Origin of the sequence: Nostoc sp. UHCC 0251, assembly GCF_034932245.1 — a bacterium.
Classification (GTDB): domain Bacteria; phylum Cyanobacteriota; class Cyanobacteriia; order Cyanobacteriales; family Nostocaceae; genus Nostoc.
Genome location: NZ_JAYGHD010000079.1, coordinates 1 through 18,499, shown reverse-complemented (window position 1 = coordinate 18,499; position 18,499 = coordinate 1). Strand labels below are relative to the sequence as shown.

Below are 18,499 nucleotides of genomic sequence, written 5' to 3'. Positions count from 1 at the left end.
GGGGGAGCAGGGGGAGCAGGGGGAGCAGGGGGAGCAGGGGGAGCAGAGGGAGCAGAGGGAGCAGAGGGAGCAGGGGGAGATGAGAGAGCAAGAAAGAATAACCTAATGCCCAATGCCCCATGCCCCATGCCCCATGCCCAATGCCCCATGCCCAAAAAATAAATAAGGGCGCACATTTGTACGCCCTAAAAAATAAATAATCTAAATAAAAAGGATTTAAGCAGTCAGCTTAGTCAGTGTCAGCTGCTGTTGCTGCGCCTTCTTCTTCTTCACTCTTCGGTGGTCTTTGTTGGAACCTTCTCTGCATTCTTCCTGTCGTAGTTCGTTTACGAAACTTTCTGGCATACGCCTGGTTCCGTAGCGCCTTTTCTTTTTTCGGGTTACGGCGCTTGGCCATGTTCACCTCATTAAATAAACAACAAAAAAGTAGCAACTAGGCATCACGTAGGCAATATCAGTTACCAATGTTATTGATATACTTGTAGCCTAGTGCAGCAATAAATACGCTTTAAACAGTGTACTAGTCTATCGCATTCAACCTGGCTTTGTCAATAAAAGTTTAGAATTATTTCCGCCACCTAGATAAAAAATATCTTTATATTAGATTCAAATTCGTCAATTATAGATGTAAATTAGCTATACCAATCCAAAATCATTCGTGAAAAAAATCTGTTGCTTATTACCTGGCTTCACAACTCAAATAGGATTGCTATAACTAGTTGTTGTTGAAACAAACTAATCAATATTATCAAGAATTAAGTGGCGGTCTCAATCCCCGATTAATTGTCTCTTCTAAATTTTGGATTCAAACTTCTTATTCAGATTATTTTTTTAATGCGTGCTGAAAGAATATTAGTGTTAGCTGGTTTAGGCAAGGCTAATGTTAGTTATAAACTGAAAAATTTTATGATTTAGCAAGTGTTATGTATATAGGAATACAGTGCCTCTATTGTAACTTGATGTTAGACTGAATAATATTCTACGTAAATCGTGAGAATAAAATCTCAAACCACAAACATTTGTGTATAAAACAAAACTCAATAAAAATTTAATTAGTTGAGTTTATGTAAGTGGTAGAGAACTATAGAATACAATACAGAAATTTTGAAGATTGAACGTTATTGCTTTTTTTCCGGCAGCTGTCCAGTCCACACGTAGCTTATGGCGTATTGGACAAACAGTATTGGGTATTATCTTTCGTCATCCCATTACTGGCACTAGTATCATCCCAATTTTACCCGATGGTCGGATTGTACTGATCCGGCGACGTGACGATGGTCTTTGGGCATTGCCTGGAGGCATGGTGGATTGGGGAGAAGATATTCCCAACACAGTCCGCCGGGAATTGCTCGAGGAAACTGGGCTAGAATTGGTGAAAATTAACCGTTTGGTAGGAGTTTACTCCGCACCAGACCGAGATCCCAGAATCCATTCAATTTGTATTGTGGTTGAAGCTGAAGTACATGGGACAATGGAAATTCACGATACTTTGGAAGTCATGGAAATCCAAGCTTTTTCTCCCAATTTGCTACCTTCAGAACAGATGTCTCACGACCATACTCGGCAGTTGCAAGACTACTTGAATGGTTTGACAACACTGGCATAACAATATTTTTTTCATTAGTGATTGGTCATTTGTCAGATGCTAATGACTAATGGCTGATGACTATTTATTATAGTGCTACAAGTTAACTACTAAATTCAAATGGATATATTATTCCGTAACTCCCGGAGAAAGCTCTCTCAAGGGCTGATATTCTGGCGTGAAGTCGGTGAAAAAACTCCTATAATTTTTTTACATGGTGCTTGGAATGAGAGCAGTCAATGGTTATCTGTGATGGAGGCCCTTGCACAAGATTTCCATTGTTTTGCACTTGATTTGTTAGGATTTGGTGAATCAGAGAATCCGAATATCCACCATTCGATAGATTTACAAGTAGAGTGTTTGGCTGAGTTTTTACAAGCTGTCAAGCTAGAAAAAGTCTATTTAGTAGGGCATTCTCTTGGGGGTTGGGTTGCTGCTAGCTATGCTTTAAAGTATCCAGAGAAAGTTGCTAGTTTAGTACTGCTAGCACCAGAGGGTGTAGAGATACAAGGACAAGAAGAGTATTGCCAGAAGATGCGGCGATTATTGAATTATCCACCACTAATAGTTAAATTGTTGCGATCGCTAACTCCCTTCACTAAAATTTTAGGTTGGCATGAAAAAATTGCACAGGATTTGCAATTACGTCAGGAATTGTTGCGTTATCCCATAGGTTGCCAGTTACTTTTCAAGCGGCGACAAGCAGAAATTGAGGCAGAATTAGTGCAAAAGCGGCTTTACATGATAGATGTGCCTGTTTTTATTTTACAAGGTGGCCAAGATACACCAGATGCTTTAGCCAAGAGCCGGGTTTATGCTCAACTGATGCCGAAAGTCGAGTTGAAAATGATTGCCCATGCTGGAAATAACTTACCAGAATCTTGTGCTGGAGTTGTAGCGGTTGAGATTCGGGAGTTTATTCAAGGTATTTTAAAAAGCCATAATTTAAACGAATTAAACTAGCTCATTCAGGGTTTGTTGCCAATCCACTACACATATTCCTTCGCTCTCAAACCGTGATATATGTTTCAAGTTTGTTGTCACAACTATGACCTGATTAAAACTCTTCAATTGAAGAATTGCCTGAGCAGCAAGAATTACATCACCATCCAAACTTTCATTGCTTGCTGTAGGCTTCCCCTGGTTTCTTACCCATGCCCATAATTCGGCTGCTTTTCGCATCGTTTCGGGAGTCAGTGGTATGAGACAAATTTGGCTAAGTTTGTTGAGGTGATCTATACTTTTTTGTTTTCCTTGTCTCAATAGTTCACGCCGAAGCTCATAATCGGCTATTTCTGGCACACGTATAACAGTTTCAGTTTTCTGTAAAGATTTCAACCACTGCTGAACTTTTGGGTCTACTTTTGGATGCGTTACTTGGCTCAAAGGATGAGTGTCTAGCAATATGGCTCTACTCATCTGTGTTTTTACACTGACATCCGATTCTGATTCAAGCCTGCCTCAATCTGTGGGTATGTTTGCTCATCGTATCCAGATTCATCAGCTATCCATTCGTCAACCAGTTCTATTACCTTTTCTAAGGAGTCATCCTTTTTTGCTTCCGATTTAGAAAATTGGACAACTTGATATTCATCTAAATCTAAATTAATGTGTTCTGAGTTTCCTGAGATAATAGCCGATCTGATCTGACCTTTTATACTCGACCCCGGAATCATAGGGGGAAATATACCAGCGATATCAATGTCTCTCGTTTCACTAGAAACAGATATTGCTCTTTTATAGCTTCCACCACTCACAATATTGGACAGTGGAGAAGATTTTTCCTCAATTAACGCATCGATTATTGCCCTAACTTTGAAAAGATCCACTAAAGAAAGGGCAGCGAGTTGTTGCATAATTACATAAAACGATGATGCTTTGGGCATAACTTCACTATGGGTAAACTTATCTCTTTATTTTATTCCATCTGTGCTATCATCCATTACTATTTCCCGCATTCCCCAAAATATCAAATTTGCTTCCCCAATCAAACGTGCTGCAATTTCAGGATATAAAGCTTCTAGATAGTTTAATAATAAAGTGCGATCGCCTCCTTTCATTGCAATTTTCCCATTAGGAAATAATTGCAGCCACGCCTCAATAAAATCTTTAATTCCAGCTAATATTGTGTAAATAACTCCACTTTGAATAGCTTCTGTAGTATTGAGAGCAAAACGTGGTGGTAGAGACGGAAAGTTTTGCATTTCCACTAATGGTAATTGTCCTGTCTGTTGACCGAGAGTTGCAAATTGCAAACCTAATCCCGGCAAAATTGCACCTCCAACTAGACATTGATTAGAATCCGCTGCCGTAAAAGTTAGCGCTGTCCCAGCATCAATCACCAACATTGGAAAACCCCACGTTTTCCCCGCACCCAATAAAGCTAAAGCGCGGTCAATTCCTAGTGTGGGATACACACCTGTTAGTGGTACTTGATCTAAGGTAATAACGCGAGTATTTGGGTAAGCTTGCCAAATAGCAGTTTGACTGGGAACTACGGAGGCGACGAGAAGAGGACAGAGGGGCAGAGTGTTTATTAGAGATTCACCTTGTGGAAAAATTTTCTCTAGTAAATCATTCAGGGTTTGACATTCAGCCAGCTGTTGTATAAAAGATTCAGGTAGATGGTCGCTATCCCAAGCTGAGTAAAGCGTTTCGCTAACAAACAATGCCCAATGCAGGCGGGAATTCCCAATTTCCAAAGCTAGCCAAATATTCTCTGTGTGTTCTGGGTGCTTATGGGGTTTCACACTTTTAACTTTTTTAAGTCAGTTATAGGTTTTTTAATAAAAATTAACATTCAAGCCGTGTCACAATAAACCTAGAGGAACAAATACTCATTGTGTTAAGGAGGGGAGTTATGGTAGCGCTCACCGAAAAAACTGAAAAACGGCTCACCATACAGACTGTGGAAATCGCTCAAGAGACGACGGCTATCCGCTCTCTGGATTGGGATCGCGATCGCTTCGATATTGAGTTTGGTCTGCAAAACGGTACTACTTATAACTCGTTTCTCATCCGTGGGGAGCAAACTGCTTTAGTTGATACCTCCCACGAAAAGTTTCGTCAACTATATTTTGATACACTGACCGGACTAATCAAGCCAACAGATATTGATTATTTGATTATCAGCCACACCGAGCCAGACCATAGCGGTTTAGTTAAAGATTTGCTGCAAATGGCTCCAGAAATTACCGTTGTCGGTTCTAAAGTGGCGATTCAGTTTCTTGAGGATTTCGTACATCAGCCATTTAAAAGGCGGATTGTGAAAAATGGCGATCGCTTAGATTTGGGCAATGGGCATGAATTTGAATTCGTGATTGCTCCAAATTTACATTGGCCAGATACTATTTTCAGCTTCGACCATAAAACTAAAATTCTTTACACCTGCGATGCCTTTGGGTTGCACTATTGCTCAGATAGCACCTTTGATGAAGACTTGGCGGCTATCGAAGAAGACTTTCATTACTACTACGATTGCTTGATGGGGCCGAATGCACGCTCAGTTTTGTCTGCCCTGAAGCGGATGGCAGAACTAAAAACCATCGATATGATTGCCACGGGACACGGGCCATTATTATCTCATAATGTTGAAGAACTAGTTGGACGTTATCGCACTTGGAGCCAAAGCCAAACCAAGCCAGAAACAGCTGTTGGGATATTTTACGTTTCCGAATACGGATATAGCGATCGCCTCGTGCAATCAATTGCCAACGGTATCGGTAAAACTGGTGTCGCCGTGGAAATTGTCGATTTGGGATCTGAAGTCGATTTACAAGAACTACGGGAATTAGTTAGCCGTTGTGCTGGACTAATTGTTGGTCTACCTCCGGCTTCTGGCGCTGCGAGCATTCAAGCTGCACTTAGCACAGTTTTAGGATCTGCTAAAGAAAAGCAGGCTATCGGCGTGTTTGAAACTGGCGGTGGTGATGATGAGCCAATAGATCCTTTGCTGAGTAAATTCCGCAATTTGGGTTTGACAACAGTTTTTCCAGCAATTCGGATTAAACAAACGCCCACAGAAAACACTTACAAGCTATGTGAAGAAGCGGGTACAGACTTAGCTCAATGGGTAACACGCGATCGCAGTATCAAAGCCATGAAATCCCTTGGTGCTGACTTAGATAAAGCATTAGGTAGAATTAGCGGCGGGTTATATATCATCACTGCCAAAAAAGGCGATGTATCTAGTGCCATGTTAGCCTCCTGGGTCGCTCAAGCTAGCTTCAAACCCTTGGGATTCTCCATTGCAGTAGCCAAAGATCGGGCAATTGAATCACTCATGCAAGTAGGCGATCGCTTTGTTCTTAATGTTTTAGAAGAAGGCAATTTCCAACCACTAATGAAGCACTTTTTGAAGCGGTTCGCCCCTGGTGCTGACCGCTTTGAAGGAGTGAGAACCCAGCCAGCCGAAAATGGTGCGCCTATCCTCAACGACGCCCTCGCTTACATGGAGTGCGAAGTCGTCAGTAGAATGGATTGTGGCGACCATTGGGCAGTATACAGCACCGTCTACGCCGGACGAGTTTCTAAGCCAGATGCTTTAACTGCTGTGCATCACAGAAAAGTTGGTAATCATTATTAAGAGGGGGAGTGGGGAGTAGGGAGTAGGGAGTGGTGTTTCCTACTTCTTATTGCCCATTACCCTAAAAGTCGTGTTGGAAAGCATTATTAAAAAAAGGAATAGGGAGTGGTGATTCCGACTTCTTATTCCCTACTCCCCATTCCCTACTCCCTACTTCCTATGTCAAAAAATAAACCCCGTGATGTTCAAGTTTATCCAATAGCTACAGATACAAGAATACTGCGATCGCGCAGTTGGTCAAGGCTCAGGTTTGAAATTGAATACGCTCTTGCTAAGGGTACAACTGCCAATTCTTATTTAATCGAAAGCGAGAAAACTGCCATCATTGACCCTCCAGGGGAAACGTTTACGGAAATTTATTTAAAAGCGTTGCAGCAGCGTTTTCATCTCGAAGACTTAGATTATGTAATTTTGGGACATGTCAACCCCAACCGCGCTGCAACTTTAAAAGCTTTATTGAAAATTGCCCCACAAATCACTTTTGTTTGTTCTAATCCAGGGGCAATTAATTTACGTAGTGCGCTGGAAAATCCAGATTTGCAAATTCTTGTGATGCGGGGCGAAGAAACCTTAGATTTAGGCAATGGGCATAATTTACAATTTATTCCCACCCCTAATCCCCGCTATGCAGATCAACTTTGCACATACGACCCCCAAACAGAAATTCTGTACTCAGATAAGTTATTTGGGGCCCATGTTTGTGGAGATCAGGTATTTGATGAAGGCTGGGAAGTATATAACGAAGATCGGCGCTATTATTTTGATTGCCTCATGGCTCCCCACGCCCGTCAAGTTGAAACAGCGCTGGATAAACTAGCTGATTTTCCAGTGAGAATGTATGCCAATGGACACGGGCCTTTGGTACGCTATGGCTTAATCGACCTGACCAAAGCTTATCGCCAATGGAGTCAGCAGCAAACATCTGCTGACTTGACAGTAGCGTTGATTTATGCATCAGCTTATGGGAATACGGCAACATTAGCCCAAGCGATCGCTCGTGGCATTACAAAAGCTGGTGTTGCCGTAGAATCAATTAACTGTGAATTTACTGAACCAGAAGAAATTCGGGCGGCTGTAGAGAAAGCCGGTGGTTTCATCATCGGTTCTCCGACCCTCGGCGGTCATGCACCCACACCCGTGCAAACAGCTTTAGGAATTGTCCTATCCACCGCTACTAATAATAAACTCGCTGGCGTTTTTGGTTCCTTTGGCTGGAGTGGGGAAGCGGTTGATTTAATTGAGGGTAAATTGAAAGATGCTGGCTATCGGTTTGGTTTTGACACCATCCGCGTAAAATTCAAACCCGACGATACCACCTTACAATTGTGTGAAGAAGCTGGAACCGACTTTGCCCAAGCTTTGAAGAAAGCGAGAAAAGTGCGATCGCAAAGTCAACCTGCGACAACTGTAGAACAAGCAGTTGGTCGGATTGTCGGTTCTCTTTGTGTTCTCACAGCAAAAGAAGGCGATCGCTCTAGTGCCATGTTAGCCTCTTGGGTATCTCAAGCTAGCTTTAGTCCCCCTGGTTTAACTATAGCTGTAGCTAAAGAACGCGCAGTAGAAACTTTGACGCATACAGGAAACAAATTTGTCCTCAATATTCTTAAAGAAGGCAATCATTTGGGATTGATGAAGCACTTCCTCAAACCATTCGGCCCAGGACAAGACCGATTTGCTGATGTCGCCGCCGAAGAAGCGGAAAACGGTTCTCCCATACTTACAAATGCCCTAGCATATCTTGAATGTTCTGTAAAAAACCGGATGGAATCTGGCGACCATTGGCTAGTTTATGCCACTGTCGAAAATGGCAAGTTATTAGACACTGATGGCGTGACAGCTGTGCATCATCGCAAATCGGCAACACATTATTAATTGCGAATAGGGCATAAGGAAGCCACTGCGCTGGGCGGTCTTCTATGAGGCGATCGCCTGATGCTGCTTGGATAAAATTATTACGATATTGGGAAGCACAAACGGCTAAAATTTGAGATAGAGGTATTTTCTACTTATTTTGAATAATTTAATGCTCTCTGTTAAAAATTATTGCCATGACGTTACGTGAACTTGAAGATCAAGCACTGAGATTATCTGCCGAGGATCGTTGGCAGTTAATTAATACATTGATGCGATCGCTCCAACCGAAACTTCAGCCAGCGTCAAAGCCGAAGGGTTTAGCTGCAAGTTTAATCGGAATTGCGAAAACTGACACGTTACCACCTACAGATGAAGAAGTGAAAGCCATGCTAGATGAGCGGTTGGTGCAAAAGTATCTGTAATGCGAGTTTTATTTGATACGAACGTTCTGCTGGATGCTTTGTTAGCACGTGAGCCTTTTGTGGCAGATGCTGCTTTTTTGCTGGAGACGGTTGAATCGGGGCAAATCGAAGGGTTTATGTCGGCAACAACTGTTACGGATGTGTATTATTTAGTTGCACGCCAGACCAAGAGTGCTGAAGTTGCGATTGCCGCAGTGACTCAATTGTTGGCAATGATGGAAATTTGTGCGGTGGATCGCGGGGTGCTGGAACAGGCGATCACATTGGGGTTGACTGATTTTGAAGATGCGGTGCAGGTAGCATCTGCGATGAAGTTGGCGCTGGAGGCGATCATTACTCGTGATGTAAATGGATTTACAGGTTCGCCGATTCTAGCACTCTCGCCTAAAGATATGAGAAATCAGTTGATGTCGCAGAATGAATGAAAAGTTCCAAGGGAGCATCCAAATGCAAGCAAATTCACCAAAATCCTTATTTATCATTCTATTGAGTACTATTCACAAGTAAACTTTTGCATAAAAAAGGCTCAAGCATTGCTGCCTGAGCCTTTTCTAGATTCAACTAAATGACTTTCGCCTATCTAGTTTAGTAGCGACCACCACCGCCACCGCCACGGTTATAGCCGCCGCCACCACCACGATTACCACCACCACCGAAGGAACCACCTCGGTCTTCTCTGGGCTTGGCCTTATTCACTTTAAGGTCGCGGCCCAGCCATTCAGCACCATCAAGCGCTTCAATAGCTTTGGTTTCTTCATCTTCTGAACTCATTTCCACGAAAGCAAAGCCGCGTAAACGGCCTGTTTCACGGTCAGTAGGTAACTGAACACGCTTTACAGCACCATATTCTGCAAATACAGCACTCAGCGCATCTTGTGTAACTTCATAGGAGAGGTTACCAACGTAAATTGACATTAAATGTCTCCAAAATCATAAGTTTGTAGAGATTTAGATTTCGGAGAGAAGTCTGTAATACCAAAAGGAAAAAGCCTGTCAATACTAAAAACAAACACTGTCGCCGAATTAATTCTCATTTCACTTCCCATGATGGCATATCAACTAGCTTTCTGGGGAAAGTTTGAAAAACTGTTATAAAAAGTTATATAGCAGCCCACTTTGATTTTTGAAAGGATTTGCGTAGACAGGGAGTGGGGAGTGGGGAGTGGGGAGTGGGGAGTGGAGAGTGGGGAGTGGGGAGTGGGCAAGAAACTAATCAATTCTGTTTTCTAAATATTGGCCAATCATCAACTGTTCACCAGCACGAGAGATGATCGTCTGTCTGGTGCGGTATTTGCTGCCAATTAGCTTTAACTCTTCCTCAAATACTGAACCGTTGTATTCAGTACGTAAACACAGTGTTTTTGGGTTGGAGAAATAATACTGGGCGGTGACTGGTTTGGATATGGCAAAACCACGATCGCGATACAAAATGTTTCCCATCACCCCAAATATTGTTGAGCCTTGCGACTCTTTCTTTGTCTTGGACACATCAGTACTTTCCCATTCAACTGCTGCACCACAGATTAAACTACCCGTATCAGGCAAATCGTGCATCCGAGCTAGCTTTTGCAATTGATCGCAGCCCTGCTCTAAAAAATTGATCGTAACTATACTCTCTATCTCCTTAGTTTCTCCCTTCGGTAGGGTGTAGTAGCGTCGTTGCGATCGCCACTTACCGACTGATTCCTGAAAAAATTCGGAAATCTGGTATTCATCAGTGGTTTGTACGATTTTGAGCAATGATGTCACGCCTTACCTTCCTCACCTAATGCAAATATATTTTTGGCAAAAAACTTCATTCTTGCTGTTGTTGCTATGGTACTTATCACCCTGCTTTTTGCCATATTACGCAAGGGGGTAAGAAAAAATAGTGTTTTCCAATACATTATAGACTGAAAAAAGTAATAAATCTTTAATATTCTTAATTTATTAATAAAATACTGTAAGTGCATGTATTTATGCCTGAATACAAATAAATAGGTAATTATTGTAATATCGTCCATGTAGGGATATAGAGCAAAAAGTTTCATATCTCTAGAGAAAGCCAGGTTTCTCCTATAGGTAGATTTAAGAAAACTGACAATTCTTTATACTAAGTTTATAATTTATTAATCTGCAAGAAGATTTTCTACCTCTGCGTAAGAAGTAGAGCGGTGAGAAGTTTTGGAATTTTGTGGGAAAACAGTAATTTCTGATACAGAAATTACTGGTGGACAGCTTATGAATTCTCGCCGTTTTTAGTTAATGATATTTCTCACAATTACTTGGTAAAACACGGCTGTTTAATCCCAAAAGCTCCCCAATAAAAGAAAAATAAATGATCTTGGATATGAATAAGCCGCACAAACAGGAGAAAATGACAGATCCGGTAGCCGCCAACCAGCTCATTAATATCCAATTAAATTCTGTTGTGAAGGCTGATGTGGTGAGCGCAGATGTAAAGAGTAGAATTCTTGCAAACAGAACTTGTGCAACAGCTGGAAAAGGAAAAAATTACTTACTTTTCTCCACCTCTGTAAGAAGTTTGTTAATTCCCTGTTTGGTAAGTATAGGACTGCTGACGGCGAGTTGCGGTTCACTGCCCAAAGAATCAGCCGGAGCACAATCTCAGCAACCTGGTGGTAGAGAACCCGGTGGTGCAACACCTGTAGATGTGGCGATCGCTCGAACTGATTTGCTGCAAAAATCACCAGAATATACAGGTAATACAACACCGTTTCGGATTGTATCATTGCGATCGCAAGTAGAAGCCCGGTTGTTGGCTTTGAACCTAGATGTAGGCGATACAGTAAAGCAGGGGCAAAACGTCGGGCGGTTAGATGATGCCATACTTTCGACCGAATTAAAGCAAGCAGAAGCAGAGCTAGCAGCTCTCAAATCAGAAGTAGCTAGGGCAACTAATCAGGTAAGCAATGCCCGTGCCGATGTTGAACGGGCGCGGCTACAAGTGGTACAAGCTCAAGCAGATTCCAAACGGCAACAGGATCTATTCCAAGCCGGAGCGATCGCTGAACAAACTGCCCAACAAGCGCGTACCCAGGCGCAAACAGCAGCCCAGGCATTACGGGCCGCTCAAGAGCAGGTGCGTACAGAACAGCAAGCCGTTGCTGCGGCCCAAGGTAGAGTATTAGCCCAACAGGCATTGGTTGCTCAAACCAAAGAGCGCAGGTCTTACGCTCGGCTGACATCTCCGATCACTGGCATAGTTACAGAAAAGGTAACAGAACCCGGCAACCTTCTGCAAGCAGGTAGTGAAGTCTTGAAAATTGGCGACTTTAACCGTGTGAAAGTCGTCGTGCAAGTTTCCGAACTAGAACTGGCACAAATTCAGGTTGGGCAATCTGTACAAGTGCGCTTAGATGCCTTCCCCAATGAAACATTAACTGGCAGAGTTACGCGCATTTCTCCAGCTGCCGATGCCACCGCTCGCTTGATACCTGTAGAGGTAGTGATTCCCAACACTCAAAGCAAGATTGGCAGTGGACTGCTGGCGCGAGTCAATTTTGAAAACCAGACTCAACAGCGAGTAGTAGTACCGCAAACAGCTATTCAGAAACAAGCCGGGGGAGCAGAGGGAGAGCAAGAAAACCGATCTGGAACGCTATTTGTGGTGAAAGAGACAGAAGGCAAAACGAAAGTGGCATCGCGTGCTGTCAACTTAGGAAAAAGGGCTGATGGCAAAGTGGAAATTTTATCTGGCTTGCAACCAGGAGAACGCTATGTTGTTCGCAGTGGTCAACCCTTAAAAGATGGAGGCGCTGTACGTTTATCGATTCTTTCGGAAACAGCGGAGTCAGCCCCTAAGGGTAATTAAAAATTCAAAATTCAAAAAGTCTTTTGGAATTTTTCATTTTGCCTTTTTAATTGGAGCACAGCGATAATAATGCAACAAGTAAACAAGAGTGGCGGATTTAGTATCAGTGCCATATCAATCCGCCAACACATCGGCACACTCATGTTGACGTTGGCAGTGATAGTATTAGGAGTCTTTTTTGTACTCAAGCTACCAGTGGATTTACTACCATCAATCACCTATCCTCGGATTGGTGTGCGAATACAAGCACCTGGAATCTCCCCAGAGGTAGCAGTTGATGAAGTAACAAAGCCCCTAGAAGAAGCCTTCTCGGCTACTGAGGGCGTGATCCAGATTTTCTCCCAAACTCGTGAGGGGCAGGTAAATTTGGATCTTTACTTTCAAACGGGAGGCAATATTGACCAAGCCTTAAACGATGCTACAGCTGCCTTTAACAGGGCTAGAAGTACATTACCAGACACCATCGAAGAACCGCGCTTATTCAAAGTTGATCCTTCCCAGCTACCCGTTTACGAATTGGCATTAACTTCGCCCTCCTTAGAAGGCATGGCTTTACGTGTTTTTGCTGAAGAGGAACTAGTCCGCGAACTAAGTGTTGTACCCGGAGTTGCAGGGGTAGATGTATCGGGCGGAGTTCAAGAAGAAGTTAGGGTCAATATTGATTTGGATCGGTTGCAAGCTGTAGGTGTAGGCTTGACCGATGTGCTAGATCAACTTAGAGATCGCAACATAGATATTTCTGGTGGTCGGATTTTGGGGCAGAATTCTGAGCCATTAACCCGTACCGTGGGGCGCTTCCAAAATGCCAATGAAATCAGCAATCTTTCCTTTGAAGTCTCTTCCCCTACTCCCTCATCTCCCGATTCTGCCGCTACTTCCACCACTCCCAACCGCCGCGTCTATTTGCGAGACTTTGCTGAAGTTATTGATGGTTCGGAACAACAACGAATTTACGTCTTACTCAACGGGGAACCAGCGATAAAAGTCAGTGTCCAAAAGCAGCCGGATGCAAACACGATCAACGTTGTCGAGGGTGTGAAAAAACGCTTAGAAGAACTCCGACAATCTGGTGTAATTCCCCAAGGGACAGTTATTACACCTACCTTGGATGAGTCGCGGTTTATTAGCAATTCTATCTCCAATGTTGCCACTTCCGGGTTGATAGGTACTGCACTAGCAGCGATCGCAGTTCTCCTATTTCTCGGTTCTCTACGACAAACTTTTATCATCGTCCTCGCCATCCCCTTAGCAACCTTAGCTGCCATCATCTTGATGGGACTATTTGGCTTATCTCTCAACGTTTTTAGTTTGGGTGGTCTAGCGTTGGGTGTAGGTATTGTGGTAGATAACTCCATCGTCATGTTGGAGAACATTGCTGAGGGGGCTGGGATGACTCCTGGTAAGGATAATAAAACCCGCTTGAATTCGCAGCAATTAATTTACCAGGCAGAAAAAAGTAGCCAAGAAGTAGAATCAGCTTTAATTGCTTCTACTAGTACAAACTTGGTGGCGGTGTTGCCGTTTTTGCTCATCGGCGGCTTTATCGCCCTACTATTTAATGAGTTAATTCTTACCATCACCTTTTCTGTTGCGGCTTCAATTTTAATTGCCGTCACCGTTGTGCCGATGCTTGCCTCCCGCATGTTGGCATGGAAGTTTTCCAGCCGTCTGAGCGAATTTTGGCTGTTGCAAAAGTTTAATAGCCGTTTTGATGCATCTACGAGAGGATACGGCAGTTTTCTAGCTGGGATATTACGCTGGCGGTTGGTGACAATAGCGATCGCTATTATCCTTTTTGGTGGCGGCAGTTTGTGGATGGCTCCACAAATTCCCCAAGAAATTCTCCCCCGCATCAACACCGGACAAGCCAACTTAAACGCTCAGTTTCCTCCCGGTACACCCCTAGAAACTAACCGAAAAGTCATGACTGCGGTGAATGATATTCTCCGCAATCAACCAGAAACAGAATATGTTTTCTCTACATCTGGTGGTTCTCTGTTTGGTGCTAATACCAATGCCAATCCCCTGCGAAGTACTGCAAATATTACTCTGAAACCGGGTACTAACGTGCAAGCTTATACAGAACGACTTACGCAGGAGTTTAACAAGTTAAATTTAGCCGGAATTCGCTTGCGCCTTTCCCCTGGTCAAGTGCGGGGCTTGATTCTTAGTAACTCTCCTATCCGTGGTGCTGATGTTGACGTGATGCTTCAGGGAAATGACGTAAATACTTTAGAAGAAGCTGGCCGTCAGGTACTAGCAGCCCTGGAAGAACAAGTCACCCTTGCGAGATTTCGTCCCGACGCAGACGATCGCCAACCAGAAATTCAGATTATTCCTGACTGGGAAAGGGTTTCGGCTTTGGGGTTAACTACTACAGATATTGGACAAACAATTCAAACTGCGATCGAAGGTAGCGTCCCAACTCAGTTGCAACGCGGCAACCGTTTAGTCGATGTTCGGGTACAGTTGAATGAAAAATCAGTGCAAGCAGCTTCTCAATTAGAGAGGTTGCCTTTATTCGTGGAGAACAATCGCCAAGTCCGCTTGAGCGATGTTGCTAAAATTGCTGAAGCTCAAGCTCCAGGAGAAGTTCAGCGAATTAACCAACGTCAGGTTTTCTTAATTGCTGGCAACTTGACTGAGGGAGCTAGCCTCAGTGGCGCTCTAGAACAGGTGAGTACGGTACTAGATAGTTTAGATTTACCTGAAGGTGTTAGCCGCTTACCCAGTTCAGCTGCTGAATCTAATCAGCAACTACAAAGTTCGCTGCAACTATTAGGTGGATTAGCTGCTTTTCTAGTCTTTGTAGTAATGGCGGTACAATATAACTCCCTGATTGATCCCCTAGTAATTATGTTTACAATTCCTTTGGCATTAGCTGGGGGGATTTTCGGACTTTACATTACTAAAACTGCCATTGGGGCGACAGTGATTGTCGGTGCGGTTTTGCTAGTGGGTATTGTGGTCAATAACGCCATCATTATGGTGGAATTGGCGAATCAAATTCGGGAACGGGAAAAAGTTGACCGAAAAACTGCCATTTTGAAAGCTGCTCCTCAACGCCTACGACCAGTGTTAATGACAACTATTACCACAGTTTTAGGTATGTTCCCCCTAGCGTTAGGAATTGGGGAAGGCTCAGAATTCCTGCAACCATTAGGCGTGGTGGTGTTTTCGGGTTTATCTTTGGCAACAGTGCTGACGTTGTTTATCATTCCGTGTTTTTATACTCTGTTACACGATTTGCTGGGTGGAAAATGGGCGAAGCCAGTGTTAATCCGGTTACGTGGATTTACCAAAAAATTTATCAGCTAATGAGCGTTTAAGTTCCATAAACCTCTCCCTGCCTTGAACTTTCGTTCAAGCCTGTCCCTCTCCGAGTCGGAGAGGGACGGTTTTGCGTAGTAAAACCAGGGAGAGGTATTTTTTACGGCTAATTAGATGGACATAATAAGCTGATGTGCGCCTAAATTGTATAAACACTCTTTGCGGTCGTTAACGGTTAACGGTTAACGGTTATCAGTCATCAGCCTTCGTGTAAATGTTCAAGTTAAATACGTAACAGCTTATAACTATAGGACTAGTATTTGATTTATGAAAAAATCTAAGTATATGTAGTATATGTAGGGTGTGTTACGGCTTCCGTAACGCACCAAAATCTTCGCATGGTGCGTTAGCCTACGGCATAACTGAAATATTTTCAGAAATCAAATATGATTCCTATAGTCAAACTCACGTTAATATTAATTTGTTGCAAAGACTTTTGGAAATGTTAAAAATTAGGTATTTTTAAATTCATTTCAACTTCACATATTGTTTCATCTGTCAATAAATAAACTTTAATTTAGATTTTTTATAAAGATTGCGTGAAATTACTAGTGATTGTGATAAAGCATTACAATAATTGCTTTATAAATCAACTTATGAGTAGATGTAAAATCACTGAGCAAGCACATATTAAACGCTATTTATCTAGCAAGTACACAGCAGTTTAAAAGTCAGTTTTTGCCGATTGATTTAACCCACGCGGTATAGCATTCTCTCAATTAATATAAAGAGGACAGAAATTATGACTACGATAGCAACCAAAATAGCCTTATCTGTTCTAGGAGCAGTAGGAATTAGTTTTTTGTCTTTGACACCAGCGAAAGCCTTCATCACGGTAGAAACCATCGTGACAGAGGCAAACGAAGACATATTGAAGATGAAAAACCCAAGAACCCTTGGGCCAGAGTTTCAACCAGGGCAAGTAATAGAATATGGTGTCCCAGATGTAGCTAATAACTTTGTAAATGGCACTGGATATGATATAGAAAGCTTGGTTTTTGATTTAAAAACGCTGTCCTATAGTAATCCAGATTCTACTCCCGTATTTGATCATGAGCCGGTGCAGTGGGGAGATGTTAATGGAGATTACAAGATTGGTTACTCTAATGACCCTGATCTAAAGAATATTTTTACAGACGTTACCATCAAAGATAACATCATCACTTTCAGTGGTGGCGTAATCCCAAATGGAAGCCTGTTTTACAATCCATTCGTTACCAACCCCAATGTAGCGCCAGGTGGTGGAATTATTCCACCAATACCAGCAGAGCAAGAGGATAAAGATGGGCCAGTCAGAGTGGCTAGTTATTACACCGCTGTACCTGAATCAACTAATATTTTGGGTGTACTATTATTTGGCGCTTTAGGTGTAGCTTTCAAACTAAAGCGATCGCTATACTCTTAATCCCCTTACTCTGTAATTAATTCACGATACACTGCGAGTGTTTCCTGATGAACGCGGGCAACACTCAGCCATTGTAGGTTTTGATTTGCCCGCTGTTTCCACTCATGCAGCATATCGGCATTACTCAGTAATTCCACTAAAACTCCAGCCAAAGCATTACTATCTTTTGCTGGCACTAAAAGTCCTGCTTCCCCATTGTCCAAAGCTTCAGGAATACCGTCTACTTGAGTACCAACGATCGCAGTTCCAGCTTCCCTAGCTTCCGAAAGTACCAACGGACAAGGATCGCGGTGAGAAACTAGCACAAATATGTCACAAGATATCAGATAGCGTTGAGGTTCCGCCTGGAAGCCTTCAAAATGGATGCGTTCTTTTACAGAAGTTGCTTGTGCCTGTGCCTCAAATAGCTGTTTATCAGGGCCATTTCCTACCAAATAAAGATGCACTTGGGGAAAATCTGAGGCAATTTGTTCAAAGGCAGCAATTAACTCAGCGATTCCCTTGCGTTGATACATCCCGGCTACGGTAGCGATCGCTGGACGCTGTAACGGTAAAGGTTGATAATCTTGTATATGTCGTGTGCGGGGGCTGCCCAAAGTTCCATTGCATACTACCCGCAGCTTGTTTTCTGAAATACCGCGCCTTGCCATAGAATCTTGCACAGCCTTGCTAACGGCAATTACCCTATCAGCTAAACCCATCAGCAGACTGGAACGCTGAAATTCATTATGGACTGTGGAAACTAAAGCATACTTATGCCCTCTAAAAATGCGGGCTAATATGACTCCCGTCATCATATGTGCATGAACAATATCAGGCTGAAATTCTGCTGCGATCGCCAGGTAACGCACAGATGCTTTAATAATATTTATCGGTTTCCTAGTTTGGTCTAGTTGGTAGTGTTTCACACCACACGTATTTAGTAATTTCTCATATTCACCACCAGCAGAAATAACCGCTACCTCATAACCAGATTTAGCCTGTAAACAAGCCAAATCCACAGCCACATTCACAATCCCATTACCTATTTCTTGAACGTGGTTCAAAATATGTATGATTCGCATAATCTTTGAGATATGTATAAAAATTAAAGATAAATAACTGAGTGTAAATCAACACAATTATTGTTGAGGTCTTCAACGATAGTCAGTAGTGCGTAAATTGGCACTAGCTACTGACTAAGAGCATTTATAATCAGTCATTTAGCTTTAAAGACTTATTCAGTAACGGCTCAATAAATCGGGATAAAAGGAGGTAGGATTCTTGACTTTTCACTTTATGTGGAAAAGTCCACCAAAAATCTAACTCCTTAACCCGTTTCCGAAGTGGAAAGGGGGAAATTCAAAGTCTCTCTCCTTTTAGGCTACGGTGTACACACAAGTCGGAGATAGTAGTCTGTCAAGGAATAATTGACGAGTTCATTCTTTGTCTTGACGGCGATTTACCCTTGTCTCTCTAACGTGTCAGTCTTTTAGACGCGATAAATCGCGTCTCTACATGAGGG

The 18,499-nt window shown here is 42.8% G+C and carries 16 protein-coding genes; 9 read left to right on the top strand and 7 right to left on the bottom strand.

Going from position 1 to position 18,499, the window contains the following annotated elements; all coding sequences use genetic code 11:
- Positions 1-216: 216 nt before the first annotated feature.
- Positions 217-345: a hypothetical protein gene (locus VB740_RS11765; RefSeq protein WP_265276592.1), complete on the bottom strand. Its 129-nt coding sequence runs from the start codon at positions 343-345 to the stop codon at positions 217-219.
- 766 nt (positions 346-1,111) lie between these two features.
- On the opposite strand from VB740_RS11765, the gene VB740_RS11760 reads away from it, so the two are divergent.
- Positions 1,112-1,606 carry an NUDIX hydrolase gene (locus tag VB740_RS11760; RefSeq protein ID WP_323200184.1) on the top strand — a complete coding sequence of 165 codons (495 nt, stop codon included), beginning with the start codon at positions 1,112-1,114 and terminating at the stop codon, positions 1,604-1,606.
- A gap of 99 nt (positions 1,607-1,705) precedes the next feature.
- Positions 1,706-2,548, top strand: a complete 843-nt coding sequence (locus VB740_RS11755; RefSeq protein ID WP_323200183.1) for an alpha/beta hydrolase — start codon at positions 1,706-1,708, stop codon at positions 2,546-2,548.
- Here the strand turns inward: VB740_RS11755 and VB740_RS11750 are convergent.
- Genes VB740_RS11750 through VB740_RS11740 form a run of 3 tightly spaced genes read right to left on the bottom strand, consistent with a single transcriptional unit; the run spans position 2,540 to position 4,335 of the window.
- Entirely contained in the window at positions 2,540-3,004 is a 465-nt protein-coding gene (locus VB740_RS11750) for a type II toxin-antitoxin system VapC family toxin (RefSeq protein ID WP_323200182.1), read from the bottom strand. The two genes, VB740_RS11755 and VB740_RS11750, sit on opposite strands and share 9 nt — an antisense overlap.
- A gap of 8 nt (positions 3,005-3,012) precedes the next feature.
- The gene (locus VB740_RS11745) at positions 3,013-3,471 is read right to left on the bottom strand and encodes a hypothetical protein (RefSeq protein WP_323200181.1); all 459 of its coding nucleotides are present in this window, start codon (positions 3,469-3,471) and stop codon (positions 3,013-3,015) included.
- A gap of 27 nt (positions 3,472-3,498) precedes the next feature.
- Entirely contained in the window at positions 3,499-4,335 is an 837-nt protein-coding gene (locus tag VB740_RS11740) for a pantothenate kinase (RefSeq protein WP_323200180.1), read from the bottom strand.
- A 110-nt stretch (positions 4,336-4,445) separates the two neighbouring features.
- Between VB740_RS11740 and VB740_RS11735 the strand changes: the two genes are divergently transcribed.
- The 4 genes from VB740_RS11735 (at position 4,446) to VB740_RS11720 (ending at position 8,871) form a co-directional block, all read left to right on the top strand.
- Positions 4,446-6,170 (top strand): diflavin flavoprotein, encoded by a 1,725-nt coding sequence (locus VB740_RS11735; protein WP_323200179.1) that lies wholly within the window; start codon positions 4,446-4,448, stop codon positions 6,168-6,170.
- Between the two features lie 159 nt (positions 6,171-6,329).
- Positions 6,330-8,042 carry a diflavin flavoprotein gene (locus VB740_RS11730; RefSeq protein WP_323200178.1) on the top strand — a complete coding sequence of 571 codons (1,713 nt, stop codon included), beginning with the start codon at positions 6,330-6,332 and terminating at the stop codon, positions 8,040-8,042.
- Between the two features lie 176 nt (positions 8,043-8,218).
- The gene (locus VB740_RS11725; RefSeq protein WP_323200177.1) at positions 8,219-8,446 is read left to right on the top strand and encodes a hypothetical protein; all 228 of its coding nucleotides are present in this window, start codon (positions 8,219-8,221) and stop codon (positions 8,444-8,446) included.
- Positions 8,446-8,871, top strand: coding sequence for a PIN domain-containing protein (locus VB740_RS11720; protein ID WP_323200176.1), 426 nt, complete (start codon positions 8,446-8,448; stop codon positions 8,869-8,871). The genes VB740_RS11725 and VB740_RS11720 overlap by 1 nt, the downstream gene beginning before the upstream one ends.
- A 160-nt stretch (positions 8,872-9,031) precedes the next feature.
- On the opposite strand, the gene VB740_RS11715 is transcribed toward VB740_RS11720, so the two are convergent.
- Both VB740_RS11715 and VB740_RS11710 read right to left on the bottom strand, forming a co-directional pair.
- On the bottom strand, positions 9,032-9,361 hold the full coding sequence (locus VB740_RS11715; RefSeq protein ID WP_323200175.1) for an RNA-binding protein: 330 nt from the start codon (positions 9,359-9,361) through the stop codon (positions 9,032-9,034).
- Between the two features lie 294 nt (positions 9,362-9,655).
- Entirely contained in the window at positions 9,656-10,195 is a 540-nt protein-coding gene (locus tag VB740_RS11710; protein WP_323200174.1) for a phycobiliprotein lyase, read from the bottom strand.
- Between the two features lie 568 nt (positions 10,196-10,763).
- On the opposite strand from VB740_RS11710, the gene VB740_RS11705 reads away from it, so the two are divergent.
- The 3 genes from VB740_RS11705 to VB740_RS11695 all read left to right on the top strand — a co-directional run bounded on the left by VB740_RS11705 (position 10,764) and on the right by VB740_RS11695 (position 16,995).
- Positions 10,764-12,260, top strand: a complete 1,497-nt coding sequence (locus VB740_RS11705) for an efflux RND transporter periplasmic adaptor subunit (RefSeq protein WP_323200173.1) — start codon at positions 10,764-10,766, stop codon at positions 12,258-12,260.
- Between the two features lie 69 nt (positions 12,261-12,329).
- The gene (locus VB740_RS11700) at positions 12,330-15,578 is read left to right on the top strand and encodes an efflux RND transporter permease subunit (protein WP_323200172.1); all 3,249 of its coding nucleotides are present in this window, start codon (positions 12,330-12,332) and stop codon (positions 15,576-15,578) included.
- A 754-nt stretch (positions 15,579-16,332) separates the two neighbouring features.
- Positions 16,333-16,995, top strand: coding sequence for a hypothetical protein (locus VB740_RS11695; RefSeq protein ID WP_323200171.1), 663 nt, complete (start codon positions 16,333-16,335; stop codon positions 16,993-16,995).
- 5 nt (positions 16,996-17,000) lie between these two features.
- On the opposite strand, the gene VB740_RS11690 is transcribed toward VB740_RS11695, so the two are convergent.
- A complete protein-coding gene (locus VB740_RS11690; RefSeq protein WP_323200170.1) occupies positions 17,001-18,059 on the bottom strand; it encodes a glycosyltransferase family 4 protein in 1,059 nt (352 codons plus the stop codon).
- Positions 18,060-18,499: the final 440 nt, after the last annotated feature.

Coding starts and splice junctions, on each gene's coding strand:
- VB740_RS11765 (WP_265276592.1), bottom strand. CDS start 345: ATGCCAGAAAGTTTCGTAAACGAACTACGACAGGAAGAATGCAGAGAA.
- VB740_RS11700 (WP_323200172.1), top strand. CDS start 12,330: ATGCAACAAGTAAACAAGAGTGGCGGATTTAGTATCAGTGCCATATCA.
- VB740_RS11690 (WP_323200170.1), bottom strand. CDS start 18,059: ATGCGAATCATACATATTTTGAACCACGTTCAAGAAATAGGTAATGGG.
- VB740_RS11720 (WP_323200176.1), top strand. CDS start 8,446: ATGCGAGTTTTATTTGATACGAACGTTCTGCTGGATGCTTTGTTAGCA.
- VB740_RS11715 (WP_323200175.1), bottom strand. CDS start 9,361: ATGTCAATTTACGTTGGTAACCTCTCCTATGAAGTTACACAAGATGCG.
- VB740_RS11755 (WP_323200183.1), top strand. CDS start 1,706: ATGGATATATTATTCCGTAACTCCCGGAGAAAGCTCTCTCAAGGGCTG.
- VB740_RS11750 (WP_323200182.1), bottom strand. CDS start 3,004: ATGAGTAGAGCCATATTGCTAGACACTCATCCTTTGAGCCAAGTAACG.
- VB740_RS11705 (WP_323200173.1), top strand. CDS start 10,764: ATGATCTTGGATATGAATAAGCCGCACAAACAGGAGAAAATGACAGAT.
- VB740_RS11730 (WP_323200178.1), top strand. CDS start 6,330: ATGTCAAAAAATAAACCCCGTGATGTTCAAGTTTATCCAATAGCTACA.
- VB740_RS11735 (WP_323200179.1), top strand. CDS start 4,446: ATGGTAGCGCTCACCGAAAAAACTGAAAAACGGCTCACCATACAGACT.
- VB740_RS11695 (WP_323200171.1), top strand. CDS start 16,333: ATGACTACGATAGCAACCAAAATAGCCTTATCTGTTCTAGGAGCAGTA.
- VB740_RS11745 (WP_323200181.1), bottom strand. CDS start 3,471: ATGCCCAAAGCATCATCGTTTTATGTAATTATGCAACAACTCGCTGCC.
- VB740_RS11725 (WP_323200177.1), top strand. CDS start 8,219: ATGACGTTACGTGAACTTGAAGATCAAGCACTGAGATTATCTGCCGAG.